Annotated in this window: 12 protein-coding genes; 3 read left to right on the top strand and 9 right to left on the bottom strand. The window is 70.4% G+C overall.

Annotated elements, in window-relative coordinates; all coding sequences use genetic code 11:
• Nucleotides 1-109 precede the first annotated feature (109 nt).
• Together AB0N31_RS28070 and AB0N31_RS28065 are read left to right on the top strand one after the other, a co-directional pair.
• Nucleotides 110-1,780: a sensor histidine kinase gene (locus tag AB0N31_RS28070; protein ID WP_366061224.1), complete on the top strand. Its 1,671-nt coding sequence runs from the start codon at nt 110-112 to the stop codon at nt 1,778-1,780.
• Entirely contained in the window at nt 1,777-2,457 is a 681-nt protein-coding gene (locus AB0N31_RS28065; RefSeq protein ID WP_366061223.1) for a response regulator, read from the top strand. The genes AB0N31_RS28070 and AB0N31_RS28065 overlap by 4 nt, the downstream gene beginning before the upstream one ends.
• Before the next feature lie 75 nt (nt 2,458-2,532).
• Here the strand turns inward: AB0N31_RS28065 and AB0N31_RS28060 are convergent, their stop codons facing one another.
• The 6 genes from AB0N31_RS28060 to AB0N31_RS28035 form a co-directional block, all read right to left on the bottom strand.
• A complete protein-coding gene (locus AB0N31_RS28060) occupies nt 2,533-4,125 on the bottom strand; it encodes a cation acetate symporter (protein WP_366061222.1) in 1,593 nt (530 codons plus the stop codon).
• The gene (locus tag AB0N31_RS28055) at nt 4,122-4,682 is read right to left on the bottom strand and encodes a DUF485 domain-containing protein (RefSeq protein ID WP_366061221.1); all 561 of its coding nucleotides are present in this window, start codon (nt 4,680-4,682) and stop codon (nt 4,122-4,124) included. Before AB0N31_RS28055 ends, AB0N31_RS28060 begins: the two co-directional genes overlap by 4 nt.
• Nucleotides 4,683-4,763: 81 nt before the next feature.
• Nucleotides 4,764-5,447, bottom strand: coding sequence for a response regulator transcription factor (locus AB0N31_RS28050; RefSeq protein ID WP_366061220.1), 684 nt, complete (start codon nt 5,445-5,447; stop codon nt 4,764-4,766).
• Nucleotides 5,444-6,595 carry a histidine kinase gene (locus AB0N31_RS28045; protein ID WP_366061219.1) on the bottom strand — a complete coding sequence of 384 codons (1,152 nt, stop codon included), beginning with the start codon at nt 6,593-6,595 and terminating at the stop codon, nt 5,444-5,446. Before AB0N31_RS28045 ends, AB0N31_RS28050 begins: the two co-directional genes overlap by 4 nt.
• Nucleotides 6,592-7,122 carry a DUF1453 domain-containing protein gene (locus AB0N31_RS28040; RefSeq protein WP_366061218.1) on the bottom strand — a complete coding sequence of 177 codons (531 nt, stop codon included), beginning with the start codon at nt 7,120-7,122 and terminating at the stop codon, nt 6,592-6,594. Before AB0N31_RS28040 ends, AB0N31_RS28045 begins: the two co-directional genes overlap by 4 nt.
• Before the next feature lie 241 nt (nt 7,123-7,363).
• The gene (locus AB0N31_RS28035) at nt 7,364-9,487 is read right to left on the bottom strand and encodes a DNA topoisomerase IV subunit B (protein WP_366061217.1); all 2,124 of its coding nucleotides are present in this window, start codon (nt 9,485-9,487) and stop codon (nt 7,364-7,366) included.
• A 442-nt stretch (nt 9,488-9,929) separates the two neighbouring features.
• Between AB0N31_RS28035 and AB0N31_RS28030 the strand changes: the two genes are divergently transcribed.
• Nucleotides 9,930-10,154: a hypothetical protein gene (locus tag AB0N31_RS28030; protein ID WP_073492764.1), complete on the top strand. Its 225-nt coding sequence runs from the start codon at nt 9,930-9,932 to the stop codon at nt 10,152-10,154.
• 102 nt (nt 10,155-10,256) lie between these two features.
• Here AB0N31_RS28030 and AB0N31_RS28025 read toward each other — a convergent pair whose 3' ends face one another.
• From AB0N31_RS28025 to AB0N31_RS28015, 3 genes are all read right to left on the bottom strand, one after another.
• Nucleotides 10,257-11,132 (bottom strand): serine protease, encoded by an 876-nt coding sequence (locus AB0N31_RS28025; protein ID WP_366061216.1) that lies wholly within the window; start codon nt 11,130-11,132, stop codon nt 10,257-10,259.
• A gap of 132 nt (nt 11,133-11,264) precedes the next feature.
• Complete coding sequence (locus tag AB0N31_RS28020) at nt 11,265-12,806, bottom strand: RNA polymerase sigma factor (RefSeq protein WP_366061215.1); 1,542 nt, start codon at nt 12,804-12,806, stop codon at nt 11,265-11,267.
• Nucleotides 12,807-13,252: 446 nt separating this feature from the next.
• Nucleotides 13,253-14,140: an FCD domain-containing protein gene (locus AB0N31_RS28015; RefSeq protein ID WP_366061214.1), complete on the bottom strand. Its 888-nt coding sequence runs from the start codon at nt 14,138-14,140 to the stop codon at nt 13,253-13,255.
• Nucleotides 14,141-14,206 lie beyond the last annotated feature (66 nt).

Below are 14,206 nucleotides of genomic sequence, written 5' to 3'. Positions count from 1 at the left end.
CCGCTCACGCCGTGAGCCGATCGCCGAATCGTTTCCTCTTGAGTCGATCAAGAGATCCACACCACACACCCCTACGGCTCTGCGGGGCCGCCCACGTACCGTCGTGGGTATGAGCCCCACTCCCCCCGCCCGTCGCCTGCGCCTCGGCCTGCCCCGGCGCGTCTTCTCGCAGGTCCTGCTCATGCAGCTGGCGATCGCCGCGGGAGTCGCCGTGCTCGCGACCGGACTGTTCCTGGCACCGCTCGGCGAGCAGCTGGACGACCAGGCCATGCGCCGCGCGCTCGCCATCGCGCAGACCACCGCCGCCGTACCCCAGATCGCCGAGGACCTGCGGCGCACACAGCCGTCGGCCGACGGTCCGGTGCAGCGCGAGGCGGAACGGATCCGTAGGGCGAGCGGGGCCGAGTACGTGGTGGTGATGGACCTCCGTGGTGTCCGCTGGTCCCACACCCAGCCGCAGGAGGTCGGCGGCCACGTCTCGACGGATCCCAGCGAGGCCCTGGCCGGCCGGGAGGTCATGGAGATCGACGACGGCACCCTGGGCCGCTCGGCCCGCGGCAAGGTACCCCTGCGCGACAGTACGGGCCGGATCGTCGGGGCGGTCTCGGTCGGCATCGAGTACGACAGCGTGCGCGCCCGGCTGATCCACGCCATCCCGGGGCTGTTCGCCTACGCGGGAGGCGCGCTCGCCGTGGGGGCCCTGGCCGCCTGGCTGATCTCCCGACGGGTTCAGCGACAGACCCGGGACCTGGCGTTCTCCGACATCTCGGCGCTGCTCGCCGAGCGCGAGGCGATGCTGCACGGCATCCGGGAGGGCGTCGTGGCGCTGGACCGGACCGGCCGCGTCCGCCTGCTGAACGACGAGGCGCAACGTCTCCTGGGCATCGGGGACGAGGCGGTGGGCCGGTCACCGGACGAAGCGCTGGGCGAGGGCCGTACGTCCGACGTCCTGGCCGGCCGGGTGACCGGTACGGACCTGATCGCCGTCCGCGGGCAGCGCGTGCTGGTCGTCAACCGGATGCCCACCGACGACGGCGGCGCCGTGGCCACCCTGCGCGACCGCACCGAGCTGGAGCAGCTGGGCCGGGAACTCGATTCCACGCACGGGCTGATCGACGCCCTGCGGGCCCAGGACCACGAGCACGCCAACCGCATGCACACGCTCCTGGGACTGCTCGAACTGGAGATGTACGACGACGCCGTGGACTTCGTCGGCGAGGTGGTCGGCGACCACCGGGCGACGGCCGAGCAGGTGACGGAGAAGATCGGGGATCCGCTGCTCGCCGCCCTGCTGGTCGGCAAGGCGACCGTCGCGGCCGAACGCGGTGTGGCGCTGCGGATCTCGGAGGGCACGCGGCTGCCCGACCGGCTGGTCGACCCGCGCGGGCTGGTGACGGTCGTGGGCAACCTGGTGGACAACGCCCTGGACGCCGTGGCGGGCGCCCCCCACGCGCGCGTGGAGGTCGAGTTGCGCTCCGAGGGCCGCACCGCCGTTCTGCGGGTGAGGGACACGGGGCCGGGAATCCCGGCCGAACAGCACGAGTTGATCTTCACTGAGGGCTGGTCCACGAAGAAGCCGCCGGCCCACGGCAAGCGCGGCATCGGCCTCTCCCTGGTGCGCAGGCTCGCCGAGCGGCAGGGCGGGCGCGCCTCCGTGAGCGACGCGCACGGCGGGGGCGCCGAGTTCACCGTCGTACTGCCCGAGGCGCTGACCGAGGCCGAGAGGGAACCCGCCCTGACCGCGTCCGCGCGGAGCACTGTCGAGGAGGAGGCGCGATGATCGAGGTCCTGGTCGTGGACGACGACACCAGGGTCGCCCGGGTCAACGCGGCCTACGTCGAGAAGGTGCCGGGCTTCCACGTCGCCGGCGTGGCGCACAGCGCGGCCGAAGCGCTCCGCCAGGTGGCGCAGTTGCCGCGGCTCGACCTGATCCTGCTCGACCACTACCTCCCCGACGAGACGGGCCTGGAGGTCGTTCAGGAGATACGCGGACGCGGCCACCAGGCCGACGTGATCATGGTCACGGCCGCACGGGACGTCACGACGGTGCAGGCGGCGATGCGGCAAGGCGCCCTGCAGTACCTGGTCAAGCCGTTCACCTTCGCGGGACTGCGCGGCAAGCTGGAGGCGTACGCGGAACTGCGCCGTACGCTCGACAGCCGCGTCGAGGCCGAACAGGCCGACGTCGACCGCATCTTCGGGGCCCTGTCCGCGCCCTCGGAACCGGGGCTGCCGAAAGGGCACTCCCCCACCACGGCGGAACTCGTGCGCCAGTCCCTGATGAACGCCGAGGGGCCCCTGTCCGCCCTGGAGATCGCCGAGCGCACCGGGGTGAGCCGCCAGACCGCGCAGCGTTATCTGAAGCTCCTGGAGCGCACCGGCAGGGCCCGGCTCACCCTGAAGTACGGCGACGCGGGCCGCCCGGAACACCGTTACGTGTGGGCGACCCGCGCCTGAGGACGCGGCCCGTGGACGACGGACGAGACCTTGAGGTCCTCCAGGGGCTGTCCGACGGCGGTCGGAGGCAGGACCTCAGACGGCCCCCGCACCCGTCAGCGAGCGGACCTCGGTCTCCGCGTGCTTGGCCTCGTCCGGCACCTCGGCCGAGGTGGCCGTGCCGAGCCAGCCGGCGAGGAAGCCCAGCGGGATCGAGACCAGCCCGGGGTTCTCGAGCGGGAAGATCTGGAAGTCGACGTCCGGGAAGAGCGCCTGGGGGCTGCCCGAGACCACGGGCGACAGGACGACGAGCACCAGGGACGGAACCAGCCCGCCGTAGATCGCCCAGACGGCACCGCGGGTGGTGAAGCCCCGCCAGAACAGCGAGTACAGCAGGACCGGAAGATTCGCCGAAGCGGCGACGGCGAAGGCGAGTCCCACCAGGAACGCGACGTTGAGATCGCGGGCCAGCAGTCCGAGGCCGATCGCGATCGCACCGATGCCGACGGCGGCGATCCGCGCCACCGTCACCTCGCTGCGAGGTGCGACATGCCTGCGCCGCAGGGAGGCGTACAGGTCGTGTGCCACCGACGCCGAGGAGGCGAGCGTGATCCCTGCGACCACGGCGAGGATCGTGGCGAAGGCGACGGCCGCCACGATCGCGAACAGCACCGTCCCGCCCGTGGAGCCGGCTCCGCCGCCCAGGTCCAGGGCCAGGAGCGGTACCGCCGTGTTGCCGGAGGCATGGGAGCCGCGTACGGCGTCCGGGCCGACGATCGCCGCCGCGCCGAAGCCGAGGACGATCGTCATGAGGTAGAAGCCGCCGATGAGCCCGATCGACCAGACGACGGAACGCCGGGCGGCCCGCGCCGTCGGCACGGTGTAGAAGCGGGACAGGATGTGCGGCAGCCCCGCCGTACCCAGTACCAGTGCGAGCCCCAGGCTCATGAAGTCGAACCGTGAGATCCAGTCCCCGCCGTACTTCAGGCCGGGTGCCAGGAACGCGGCCCCGTGCCCGCTGCGCTCGGCCGCCGTGCGCAGCAGCCGGTCGAAATCACCGTGGAACCGCACCAGGACGAGCACGGTGAGCACGATCGTGCCGCCGAGCAGCAGAACCGCCTTCACGATCTGGATCCATGTGGTGGCCCGCATCCCTCCCAGCGACACATAGATCACCATGAGCGCGCCGACGCCGATCACCGCCCACGCCCGGGCGGCCTCGCCCGTGTCGCCGAGCAGGAGCGCGACCAGGCTGCCCGCGCCCACCATCTGCGCCACCAGGTAGAGGACCGACACGGTGACCGAGGCCGTCCCCGACGCGATCCGCACGGGACGTTCGTTCATCCGCGCGGCGATGACGTCGGCGAGCGTGAAGCGACCGCAGTTGCGCACCAGTTCGGCCACGAGGAACAGCACGACGAGCCAGGCCACCAGGAAGCCCACCGAGTACAGCAGCCCGTCGTAGCCGAAGAGGGAGATGAGCCCCGAGATACCGAGGAAGGAGGCGGCCGACATGTAGTCGCCCGCGATGGCAAACCCGTTTTCCATGGGCGAGAACAGCCGCCCGCCCGCGTAGAACTCCTCCGCCGAACCATGCCGGCTGCGGCTCACCCACGTCGTGATTCCCAGGGTGATCGCGACGAAGACACTGAACAGCAGCAACGCCAGCGTCTGATGGTCACCGGTCACACCGCACCGCCTCGTGCCTCGCGCGTCAGTTCCTGGGTGTCCCAGCGCAGTTCGAGGGCCGCACGGTCCCTGCGCAGCCGCGCGTGCCGGGAGTAGGCCCAGGTGAGCAGGAACGTGCTGAGGAACTGGCCGAGTCCCGCCAGAAGCGCCACGTTCACCGCGCCCCACACGGGGCGGGCCATGACTCCGGGCGCGGTCGTCGCCGCCACGACGTAGGCCACGTACCAGAGGGAGAATCCGATGACCGCGGGAACGACGAACCGCCGGTACCGTCTGCGGACCTCCTGGAACGCGTCGCTCCGCTGAACCTCGACGTACACGAGAGCCGCCGCGGCGGCTCCGTCCGTACGCTGTCGACGGGCTGCCGGAACCTCGGTCACGGGCGGGTCCGTGGTGCCGGACTCGCCCCAGCCGGAGGCCAGCGCCTCATACCAAGGGTCGTCGTACCGCACATTCCCGGGTACCTCGACGGATGCCAGGCCCGCGCCTTGCCATCGGTCGCCCGAACTCTCGGAACCCTGCTCGCTGCCGCGGGCACGGCCGTTGCTTGACTGCATGCCCAAGGATGGACAGAACGGGAAGATCCCCGACTCTTCTTCCCCTCCCACTTCACCCCATCAGGTGACGAAAAGCCCCGTTCACCCCGCCGACGGCCGCACCAACCCCTTCCTGAACGCGTAACGCACCGCCTGCGCCCGGTCCTTGAGCCCCGTCTTGGTGAACATGTTGTTGATGTGGGTCTTCACCGTCGCTGTGGACACCTGCAGTTCGCGGGCGATCTCCTGGTTGCTGAGCCCCTCCGCGATCAGGACGAGCACCTCGGTCTCCCGCGCGGTCAGCCCGTCGGGCGGTCCGACGAGCACCGTCGGTTCCGGATCGGGCTCCGAGAGCCGCTCCAGCAGCCGCCGTTGAACGCTCGGCGACAGTCCCGCGTCCCCTGACAGCACGCTCTGCACGGCCCGCAGGATCTCGTCGCCGCCCGCGTCCTTGGTCAGGTAACCCCGTGCGCCCGCTCTGAGCGCGGGGAACAAGGACTCGTCGTCCCCGAAGGTCGTGAGCACCACGACCTGGGTGCCGGGATGCCCGGCACGGATGCGCCGAGTCGCCTCGGCTCCGTCACAGCGGGGCATCCGCAGGTCCATGAGCACGACGTCCGGGGCGAGTTCGGCGACGAGCCGCACCGCCTCCTCGCCGTCCGCGGCGGCACCCACGACCTCGATCCCCGGCAGCAGCCCGAGCAGCATCACGATGCCTTCCCGGACGACGGTCTGGTCGTCCGCCACCACGACCCGGGCGGTCTGCGCCCCCGATTCCCCGGTCATACCGGCACCTTCAGCGTCACCACGAACCCTTCCTCACCCGGTCCGGCCTCGAGCGAACCTCCCAACAGTTCGGCACGCTCCCGCATCCCCAGCAGACCGTACCCGCCTCCCGCCCCGGCGAGTTCGCCCGGAGCTCCTCCCGAGTCCCTTACGTGCAGCGTCACTTGGCCGGGCTCGTAGTCGAGGCGCAGACGCACTCTGGCCCCGGGCGCGTGCTTGCGGACGTTGGTCAGGGCCTCCTGGGCAACCCTGCGCACGGTCTGTGACGCGTCGGCCGGCAGCGCTCTGCGTTCCCCCGCCACGGTGACCTCCGCGCCGGCGGTCGCCCGCACCAGCCCGGTCAGGAACTCCTCCAGGGGAGTCAGCTCACCCCGCAGCGCGGAGAGCGCCTGCCGTGTCTCGTCGAGACCGTCGCGCGCCATCCCGCGCGCCGCGACCACCCGCTCGAGAATCCGGTCGCGGCCCGCGTCCCGCTCGATCAGCAGCCGGGCGGCCTCCAGGTGCACGAGTTGCGCCGAGAGGCTGTGCGCCAGCACGTCGTGGATCTCCCGGGCGATCCGGGCCCGCTCGGCCAGCGCGGCCGACTCCGCCTCCGCGGCCCGCGCGGCTCTCTCCTGGGCCAGCAGCCGCTGGGCACTGCCCCGGGCCTCCGCGTCCAGGCGGAGCGCGTACCCCGCGAGGGCCATGCCACCGGTCGTAGCGGCTGCGCCCAGCCACCCGTCACCGCTGAACAGTGCGAACGCGGCGAAGCCCGTGCCCGCCGTCGGAAGCGCGGCTGCCAGGGGCAGTCTCTCCAGAGCCGCGATGGCGGACCCGCACCACACAACGGTGGCCGGCGTCTCGAATCCCACGGCATGGACGCCGGCGGCCAGTCCCAGTAGCAGAAGCAACAGGGTCACGGACGGCCACAGTCGGTGCTCGACCGTCAGGCGGAAGAACGCCCAGGCCAGCGCGGCGGCCACGAGGACTCCGCCGGCCCCGGCCACTGCTGTCCAGCCATGGACACGATCGTCATGGAAAGCGCTCCAGAGCAGGAGACCGGCCACCAGGAGCCGTACGGCCCAGGCGAGCAGCCGCCTCGGCCGTGGGATCCCCTCACGGCCGAGCGCCTCCCGGGAGGGCCAGCGCAGGAAGGTGTCCCGCATCACACGCGCTCCTTCCACCGGGGCCGGGACGCGCCGACACCGTACGCCGGGGCGGGGGCAAGGGCGGGGGCCGGCTCCAGGGACCGCACCCGCCACGTCAGGACGCCGGAGCGGACGAGCAGGGTGGCGGCGAGAGCGAGCAGCAGGGCCGAGCCGCCCTGGTGGACGCCCACCATCGCGCCGCACGCGAACAGAGCCACACGCAGGCCGATACCGACGGCCCAGACAGCCGCGCTCGCCCTGGTGCTCCTGCTCCACACCGCGCCGTCCGCCTCCACCCATATGCGCGTGGTCCAGGCCCAGCCGGCTCCCATGGCGAGACCCACGAGCAGTTCCCCGGCGAGTATCGCGGCGGATGCCGTGTGATGACGGGTGTCGAGGAGGTCGGGCTCACACAGGGCCGCGACGGCCAGGATGCCGGGCAGCACCCACCGGCGCCGGTCCCCTTCGACGCGGCCCGCGCGGAACTGCCGCACGATCACCACGGCGGCGACGGCCGCGATCAGCAGTGCGTTGACGAGCCCGGGCATGTCAGCCTCCGTGAGCGGGAAGGGGCCGCCGACGGCAAGCGCTGTCGACGCCTTCGACGCTACGGAAAGGCACGAGCCCGCAGATCGGACTCCGGGTGGATCACGGGTGGATCTCGGTGAGCCGTGCTCTCCACCCACGGGTGGAGCCTCCGCCGACCGCACCTGACCCGAACGCCGGGCGGGGCCGCCCCTGACACCGGGTCGGCCCCGCCCGGTGGCCCGCCCGGCCCGGCGTCAGCTGCTACGCGTCGATCCGCGACCGGTCCAGCGTCGCCGCCGAGCTGGAGATGAACTCCTTGCGCGGTGCCACGTCGTTCCCCATGAGCAGATCGAACACCTGCTCGGACGCCTCCAGGTCGGAGAGGTTGATCCGCCGCAGAGTGCGGTGACGCGGGTCCATCGTGGTCTCGGCCAGCTGATCGGCGTCCATCTCGCCGAGGCCCTTGTAACGCTGGATGGAGTCCTTGTACCGGACCCCCTTGCTCTGGAACTCCATGAGCTTGTCCCGCAGCTCGCGGTCCGAGTACGTGTACACGTACTTGTCCTGCCCCCTCTTGGGCTGGATGAGCTCGATGCGGTGCAGCGGCGGCACCGCCGCGAACACCCGGCCCGCTTCCACCATGGGCCGCATGTACCGCTGGAACAGCGTCAGCAGCAGGCACCGGATGTGGGAGCCGTCCACATCGGCGTCGGTCATCATGATGATCTTGCCGTAACGGGCCGCGTCGATGTCGAAGGTCCGCCCGGAGCCCGCTCCTATGACCTGGATGATCGCACCGCATTCGGCGTTCTTGAGCATGTCCGTCACGGACGACTTCTGAACGTTGAGGATCTTGCCCCGGATCGGCAGGAGCGCCTGGAACTCGGAGTTCCGCGCGAGCTTCGCCGTACCGAGCGCGGAGTCGCCCTCGACGATGAACAGCTCGCTGCGGTCGACGTCGTCGCTGCGGCAGTCCGCGAGCTTGGCGGGCAGGGAGGAGGACTCCAGAGCCGTCTTGCGGCGCTGGGCGTCCTTGTGCTGCCGGGCCGCGATACGCGTGCGTGCGGCGGCGACCGCCTTCTCCATGACGACCCGCGCCTGGGCCGCCGCGTCCCGCTTGGTGGACGTCAGGAACGCCTTGAGTTCCCGGGAGACCACGGTGTTCACGATGCGACGGGCCGCCGAGGTGCCGAGGACCTCCTTGGTCTGGCCCTCGAACTGGGGCTCGGCGAGCCGGACCGTGACGACGGCCGTCAGACCCTCCAGGGCGTCGTCCTTGACGATGTCGTCCTCGGCGACGCGCAGCAGTTTCTTGGCGCGCAGCACCTCGTTCATCGTCTTGGCGACGGCCTGCTCGAAGCCCGCCACGTGGGTGCCGCCCTTGGGGGTGGCGATGATGTTGACGAAGGACCGGAGGGTGGTGTCGTACCCGGTGCCCCAGCGCAGCGCGACGTCGACGCCCAGCTCGCGGGTGACCTCCGTCGGCGTCATCTGGCCGTGGTCGTCGAGGACGGGCACCGTCTCCTTGAAGGAGCCCTGCCCGGTGAAGCGGAGGACGTCGCAGACGGGCCTGTCCGAGGCGAGGTACTCGCAGAACTCGCTGATGCCGCCATCGAAGCGGAAGGACTCCTCGCCCTTGCTGCCGCCGTCACCCAGGCCGTATTCGTCGCGGACGACGATCGTCAGGCCGGGCACCAGGAAAGCGGTCTGGCGGGCGCGCTGGTGGAGGTGCTCCAGGGAGAGCTTGGCGTCCTTGAGGAAGATCTGCCGATCGGCCCAGTAGCGCACGCGCGTGCCGCTGCGGGTCTTGGGGATCCGCTTGGTCTTGCGCAGTCCGCTCGCGGGCTCGAACTTCGCGTCGGGCCCGGCGCCGGCGAACACCCCGGGGACGCCGCGGCGGAAGCTGATCGCATGGGTGTGCCCGCCGCGGTCGACCTCGACGTCGAGCCGGGCGGACAGGGCGTTCACCACCGAGGCACCGACACCGTGCAGACCGCCGGAGGCGGCGTACGAGCCACCGCCGAACTTGCCGCCGGCGTGCAGTTTGGTCATGACGACCTCGACACCGGACAGACCGGTCTTGGGCTCGACGTCGACGGGGATGCCCCGGCCGTTGTCCCGCACCTCGACGGAGCCGTCGTCGTGAAGGATCACCTCGATGTGGTCGCCGTAGCCGCCGAGGGCTTCGTCGACGGAGTTGTCGATGATCTCCCAGAGGCAGTGCATGAGGCCACGGCTGTCGGTCGACCCGATGTACATACCCGGGCGCTTGCGCACGGCCTCGAGGCCTTCGAGGACGAGCAGGTGCCGCGCGGTGTAGTTGGAACCGTCCCGGTCTGCTCCTGCCAGCAGCGCTGTGGACGGCACGGACGTATCGGCGGTCACGCGGTTCGCTCCTCGCTGAATTTCAGATGGGCCCTCACGGGGTAAGGGCGCGGCTTCGGTCGCCGCAAAGAGGGTACCGAGGCCTGGTAGAGCCGTTGTCACGCCACCCTCCCCCGAACTCACACTAGTCCAGCGTCGCATGCGTGTTCGATCCCTCGATGGAGTGAAGTACATATCACGTTCCCTTCGAGGCATGAACCATTTAGGCTCCGGGCACGTCCTCATGAACAAACCGGCAATCCAGCCGGGAGGACCGGCCCATGACCGACAGCGCGAAACCGTACGACACAACAGACACGTAATACGGCACATTCGCCGCCAAACCGGCAGCAGACGGCCGCCTCGGAAGATTTTTTCGAGGAGAAGCCACGAGCGGGAACGTTTGGGGCTGGTTGGATGTTGACCCTGGTACGACAGCTCGTCGAGCTAGAGAAGAGGCGACGTGACTACTGTTCTGACCCCCGCGAGCCCGATGACGGCCGCTGACCGCTGCGACCGCTGCGGCGCCCAGGCGTACGTGCGCGTCGTCCTGCTCAGCGGCGGAGAACTGCTCTTCTGCGCCCACCACGGTCGCAAGTTCGAGCCGGAACTCAAGAAGATCGCCGCTGAGATACAGGACGAGACGGAGCGACTGACCGCAGTTCCCGCCTCAGAAGAAGAGCGCTGACAGTTCGCGTTCGACGACGAGCCACAACCGGCACAGGCTGGTAGCGGGCGGCCGCCCCTGCGTCCCAGGGGCGGCCGCCCGCACTCGTTCGTCGTCCCCGGTTCAGTCCGCGTGCGGCGTCCGAGCGGAGCCCGGCAGCGCGGCCTCCCAGCGCAGCGTGCTGACGATGTCGGACACGCGCGTGTAGACGCCGGGGCTCCCGGCCCGCCCGCATCCGTCCCCCCAGGACACGAGACCGATCAGCCGGCCCTGGGCGACCAGCGGTCCCCCGCTGTCCCCCTGACACGAGTCGCGGCCCCCCTGGGCCTCCCCCGCGCACACCATCGTCTGCGCCCGGTACGCACCGTCGGCCGGCCCTGGGTACGCGTTCGCGCAGACGCTGTCCCGCAGTACGTGCACACGAGCGGCCCGCAGACCGTGGGCGTAGGAGCCGCTGCCCGTGGTGTCCCCCCAGCCGTAGACCATGGCCTCGGTCCCCGGCTCGTACGCCGGATCGCCGACGCCGGTCATCGTGATGACCGAAGTCAGCGGCAGCGGCGCGGCCAGCTTGAGCACGGCGAAGTCGCCCGAGTTGCTGTAGGCGTCATAGGCCGGGTTCACCCAGATCTCGTTCACGGCGATCTCCCGGCCGGCGTCCGAGTAGAGGTCCGTGCGGCCCGCGACGACCTTCAGGTCGCGCGCCCGGCCCGGGGGGACCCCCAGGGCTTCCTCGCCCATACAGTGGGCCGCGGTGAGCACCGTGGTCGGGCCGACGGCCACTCCCCCGCAGAACTGCCCGGACCGCATACCTCCGAACCGGTCACGGCTGGACAGGGCGACGGTCCAGGGACTGTCCGACACGTCGACCGGGAAGCCGCCCACCACGACACCGCCTGAGGCCGCAGAGGCTGCGGGGGCGGCGGAGACCAGTGGTATCGCCGTGATCGCGGCCACCAGGACCAAGGGCCGGGTCAGCACCCGGACAAAGGGACGACGCATGCACGCTCCTCACTCTGGAGTGAACAAGGGACACTCAGAGTGATCCAGCTCCTGGCGCCGCGCACCCGGGCGTCAGGGCGAAGGCCCGGCTCCCTGCGGGGAACCGGGCCTTCGGCGTCGTACGGAGTCGACTCAGTCGAGGTAGTCGCGCAGCACCTGGGAACGCGACGGGTGGCGCAGCTTCGACATCGTCTTGGACTCGATCTGGCGGATGCGCTCGCGCGTCACGCCGTACACCTTGCCGATCTCGTCGAGGGTCTTCGGCTGACCGTCGGTGAGGCCGAAACGCATGGAGACCACGCCGGCCTCGCGCTCGGACAGGGTGTCGAGGACGGAGTGCAGCTGCTCCTGGAGGAGCGTGAAGCTGACCGCGTCGGCCGGTACGACGGCCTCGGAGTCCTCGATGAGGTCACCGAACTCGCTGTCGCCGTCCTCGCCCAGCGGGGTGTGCAGCGAGATGGGCTCGCGGCCGTACTTCTGGACCTCGATGACCTTCTCCGGGGTCATGTCGAGCTCCTTGGCCAGCTCTTCCGGGGTGGGCTCGCGGCCCAGGTCCTGGAGCATCTGACGCTGCACGCGCGCGAGCTTGTTGATGACCTCGACCATGTGCACCGGGATGCGGATAGTGCGGGCCTGGTCGGCCATGGCGCGGGTGATCGCCTGACGGATCCACCAGGTGGCGTACGTGGAGAACTTGTAGCCCTTGGTGTAGTCGAACTTCTCGACCGCGCGGATCAGACCGAGGTTGCCCTCCTGGATGAGGTCCAGGAAGAGCATGCCGCGGCCGGTGTAGCGCTTGGCGAGGGAGACCACCAGACGGAGGTTCGCCTCCAGGAGGTGGTTCTTGGCTCGGCGGCCGTCCTCGGCGATGATCTCCAGCTCGCGCTTGAGCTTGGGGGCGAGCTTGTCGGCGTTGGCCAGCTTGTCCTCGGCGAACAGACCGGCCTCGATGCGCTTGGCGAGCTCGACCTCCTGCTCGGCGTTGAGCAGCGGGACCTTGCCGATCTGCTTGAGGTAGTCCTTGACCGGGTCGGCGGTGGCGCCGGCGGCGGCGACCTGCTGGGCCGGCGCGTCGTCCTCGTCCTCGTCGGAGAGGACGAATCCGGCGCTCTCGGTACCCTCGGGCTCGTCGCCCGTCTTGGGGGCCTCCTCGAGGACCTCGTCCTCGACCAGCTCGGCGTCGTCCTTCTTGCCGGCGGTCTTCTTCGCCGCCGTCTTCTTCGCGGGGGCGGCCTTCTTCGCGGTCGCCTTCTTGACGGCGGTCTTCCTGGCAGCCGCCTTCTTCTCGGTGGCGGCCTCGTCTGTGGGGTCGTCCACAGCGGGGGCGGCCGGAGCGGCGGGGGAAGTGGCGGTGGCCTTCCTGGTGGTCACCGTCTTCGCCGCGACCGTCTTGGCGGCGGTGCGCTTGGCCGGACTCTTCGCTGCGACGCTCTTTCGGGTGCGCTTGGGCTCCGCGGCACTGACCATCAGCGTCACACCCTCTTCCTCGAGGATCTGGTTGAGGCTGCGCAGTACGTTCTTCCACTGAGTGGCCGGAATCTGGTCAGCTTCGAAGGCCCGACGCACATCGTCGCCGGCGATCTGCCCCTCAGCCTTTCCCCGCTCAATGAGCGCCATGACAGAGACGGACTCGGCGATCTCCGGCGGGAGCGTACGGGATGTGCTGGCCGACACGAACAACCTCTCGGAACGTTGGAAAACGGCTTCCGGCCCCGTCCACGACGGACAGGAGCCGACCACCGGCCTGGGGGTGGGCCGACGGTGCGGGCGGGGGCCGGGAAGTTGCACAGCGCCTTCTGTGGCGTCCGTATTCCTTCCGCGGCAGTCACCTCTTAGGTCATCGCGTTGCTTCCATGAGCGTTACGCCCAATCTTCGTGGCCCGAGTCACACCCCGTAAGCACTCAAAGGCGGTCAGACGCGGGCAGATAAGGTCACCCGCAGTGTCTACCCACACCGTTGCGAGTCAATCGGCCTCGACGCGCGGTCGGACCCCGCAGACCCGAGGCGGGTCCTGCGGGGTCCGACGGGAGGGCGGGGAGGCGGGGCGCGACGCAGGAGGAGGAAGCAGGAGGAGGAAGCGGAGTGGGGCGTCCCCGGCAGCGCCGACCGCGGTGTGCGGTCAGTGCTCGCGGGGCGCCGGGACGACCCGCTCCACCTCGGGGTGGACGGTGAGCAGTTGCCGCATGGCCGCTTCGGCACCGGCGCCGTCACCCGCGGCGAGGGCGTCGGCGATCCTGCCGTGGTGGCCCAGCGAAGCATCGGTCGGCCGGTCACAGCCCGTGACCGGACCACCGGAGACCTGAAGTGCGGAGGACACGATGCCGGAGAGGTGCTCCAGCATGCGGTTGCCCGCGACCTGGATGAGCAGCGAGTGGAACTCGGCGTCGGCCCGGGAATAGGTGAGCGCGTCGCCCTGTCCCATGGCGTGTCCCATGATCTCGACCATGTCCGACAGCCGCTGCTGGACGTCCTCGCGCCCGTGCCCGGCCGCGAGACGGGCGGCGAGCGGCTCGATCGTCCAGCGCAGCTCGCTCAGCTCGCGCCGCTGGTTGTCGCGCTGCGGACCGAAGGCCCGCCACTCGATGATGTCCGGGTCGAGAAGATTCCAGTCGCTCACGGGACGCACGCGCGTACCGACGTTCGGCCGGGCGCTGACGAGCCCCTTGGCCTCCAGAACCCGGAGCGACTCGCGGACGACGGTGCGGGAGACCTCGAAGCGCTGGCCGATCTCCTCCGGCACGAGCGGACGGTCCGCGCCCAGATCGCCGGAAACGATCATCTGGCCGAGCTGCTGGACGAGTTGGCCGTGCAGCCCGCGTCCGCGGCTGCCCGTGCCACGCCGGCCCACACGGCCCAGCTCGGGATCCGCACCCTCCCAGACAGGGGTGCCGACACGGTCGGCGGCGGGGCCCTCCCCGAAGGGGTAGCGGTCGAGTTCGCCCGGGCCGGCCAGACCGGAGTCGGCGGAGCGGGCGGCGGTCATCATGGTGTGCGCAAGGGTACTCACGGATCTTTTGTCGGCGCCGTCTCCAACTCCCTTGAGGTCTTTGGTGAAAAGCACACGAAAGGGTGA

It is taken from the genome of Streptomyces sp. NPDC051051 (genome assembly GCF_040682975.1).
Lineage (GTDB): Bacteria > Actinomycetota > Actinomycetes > Streptomycetales > Streptomycetaceae > Streptomyces.
Note: the sequence above shows the minus strand (reverse complement) of the source record. Positions and strands in the feature narration are given on the sequence as shown.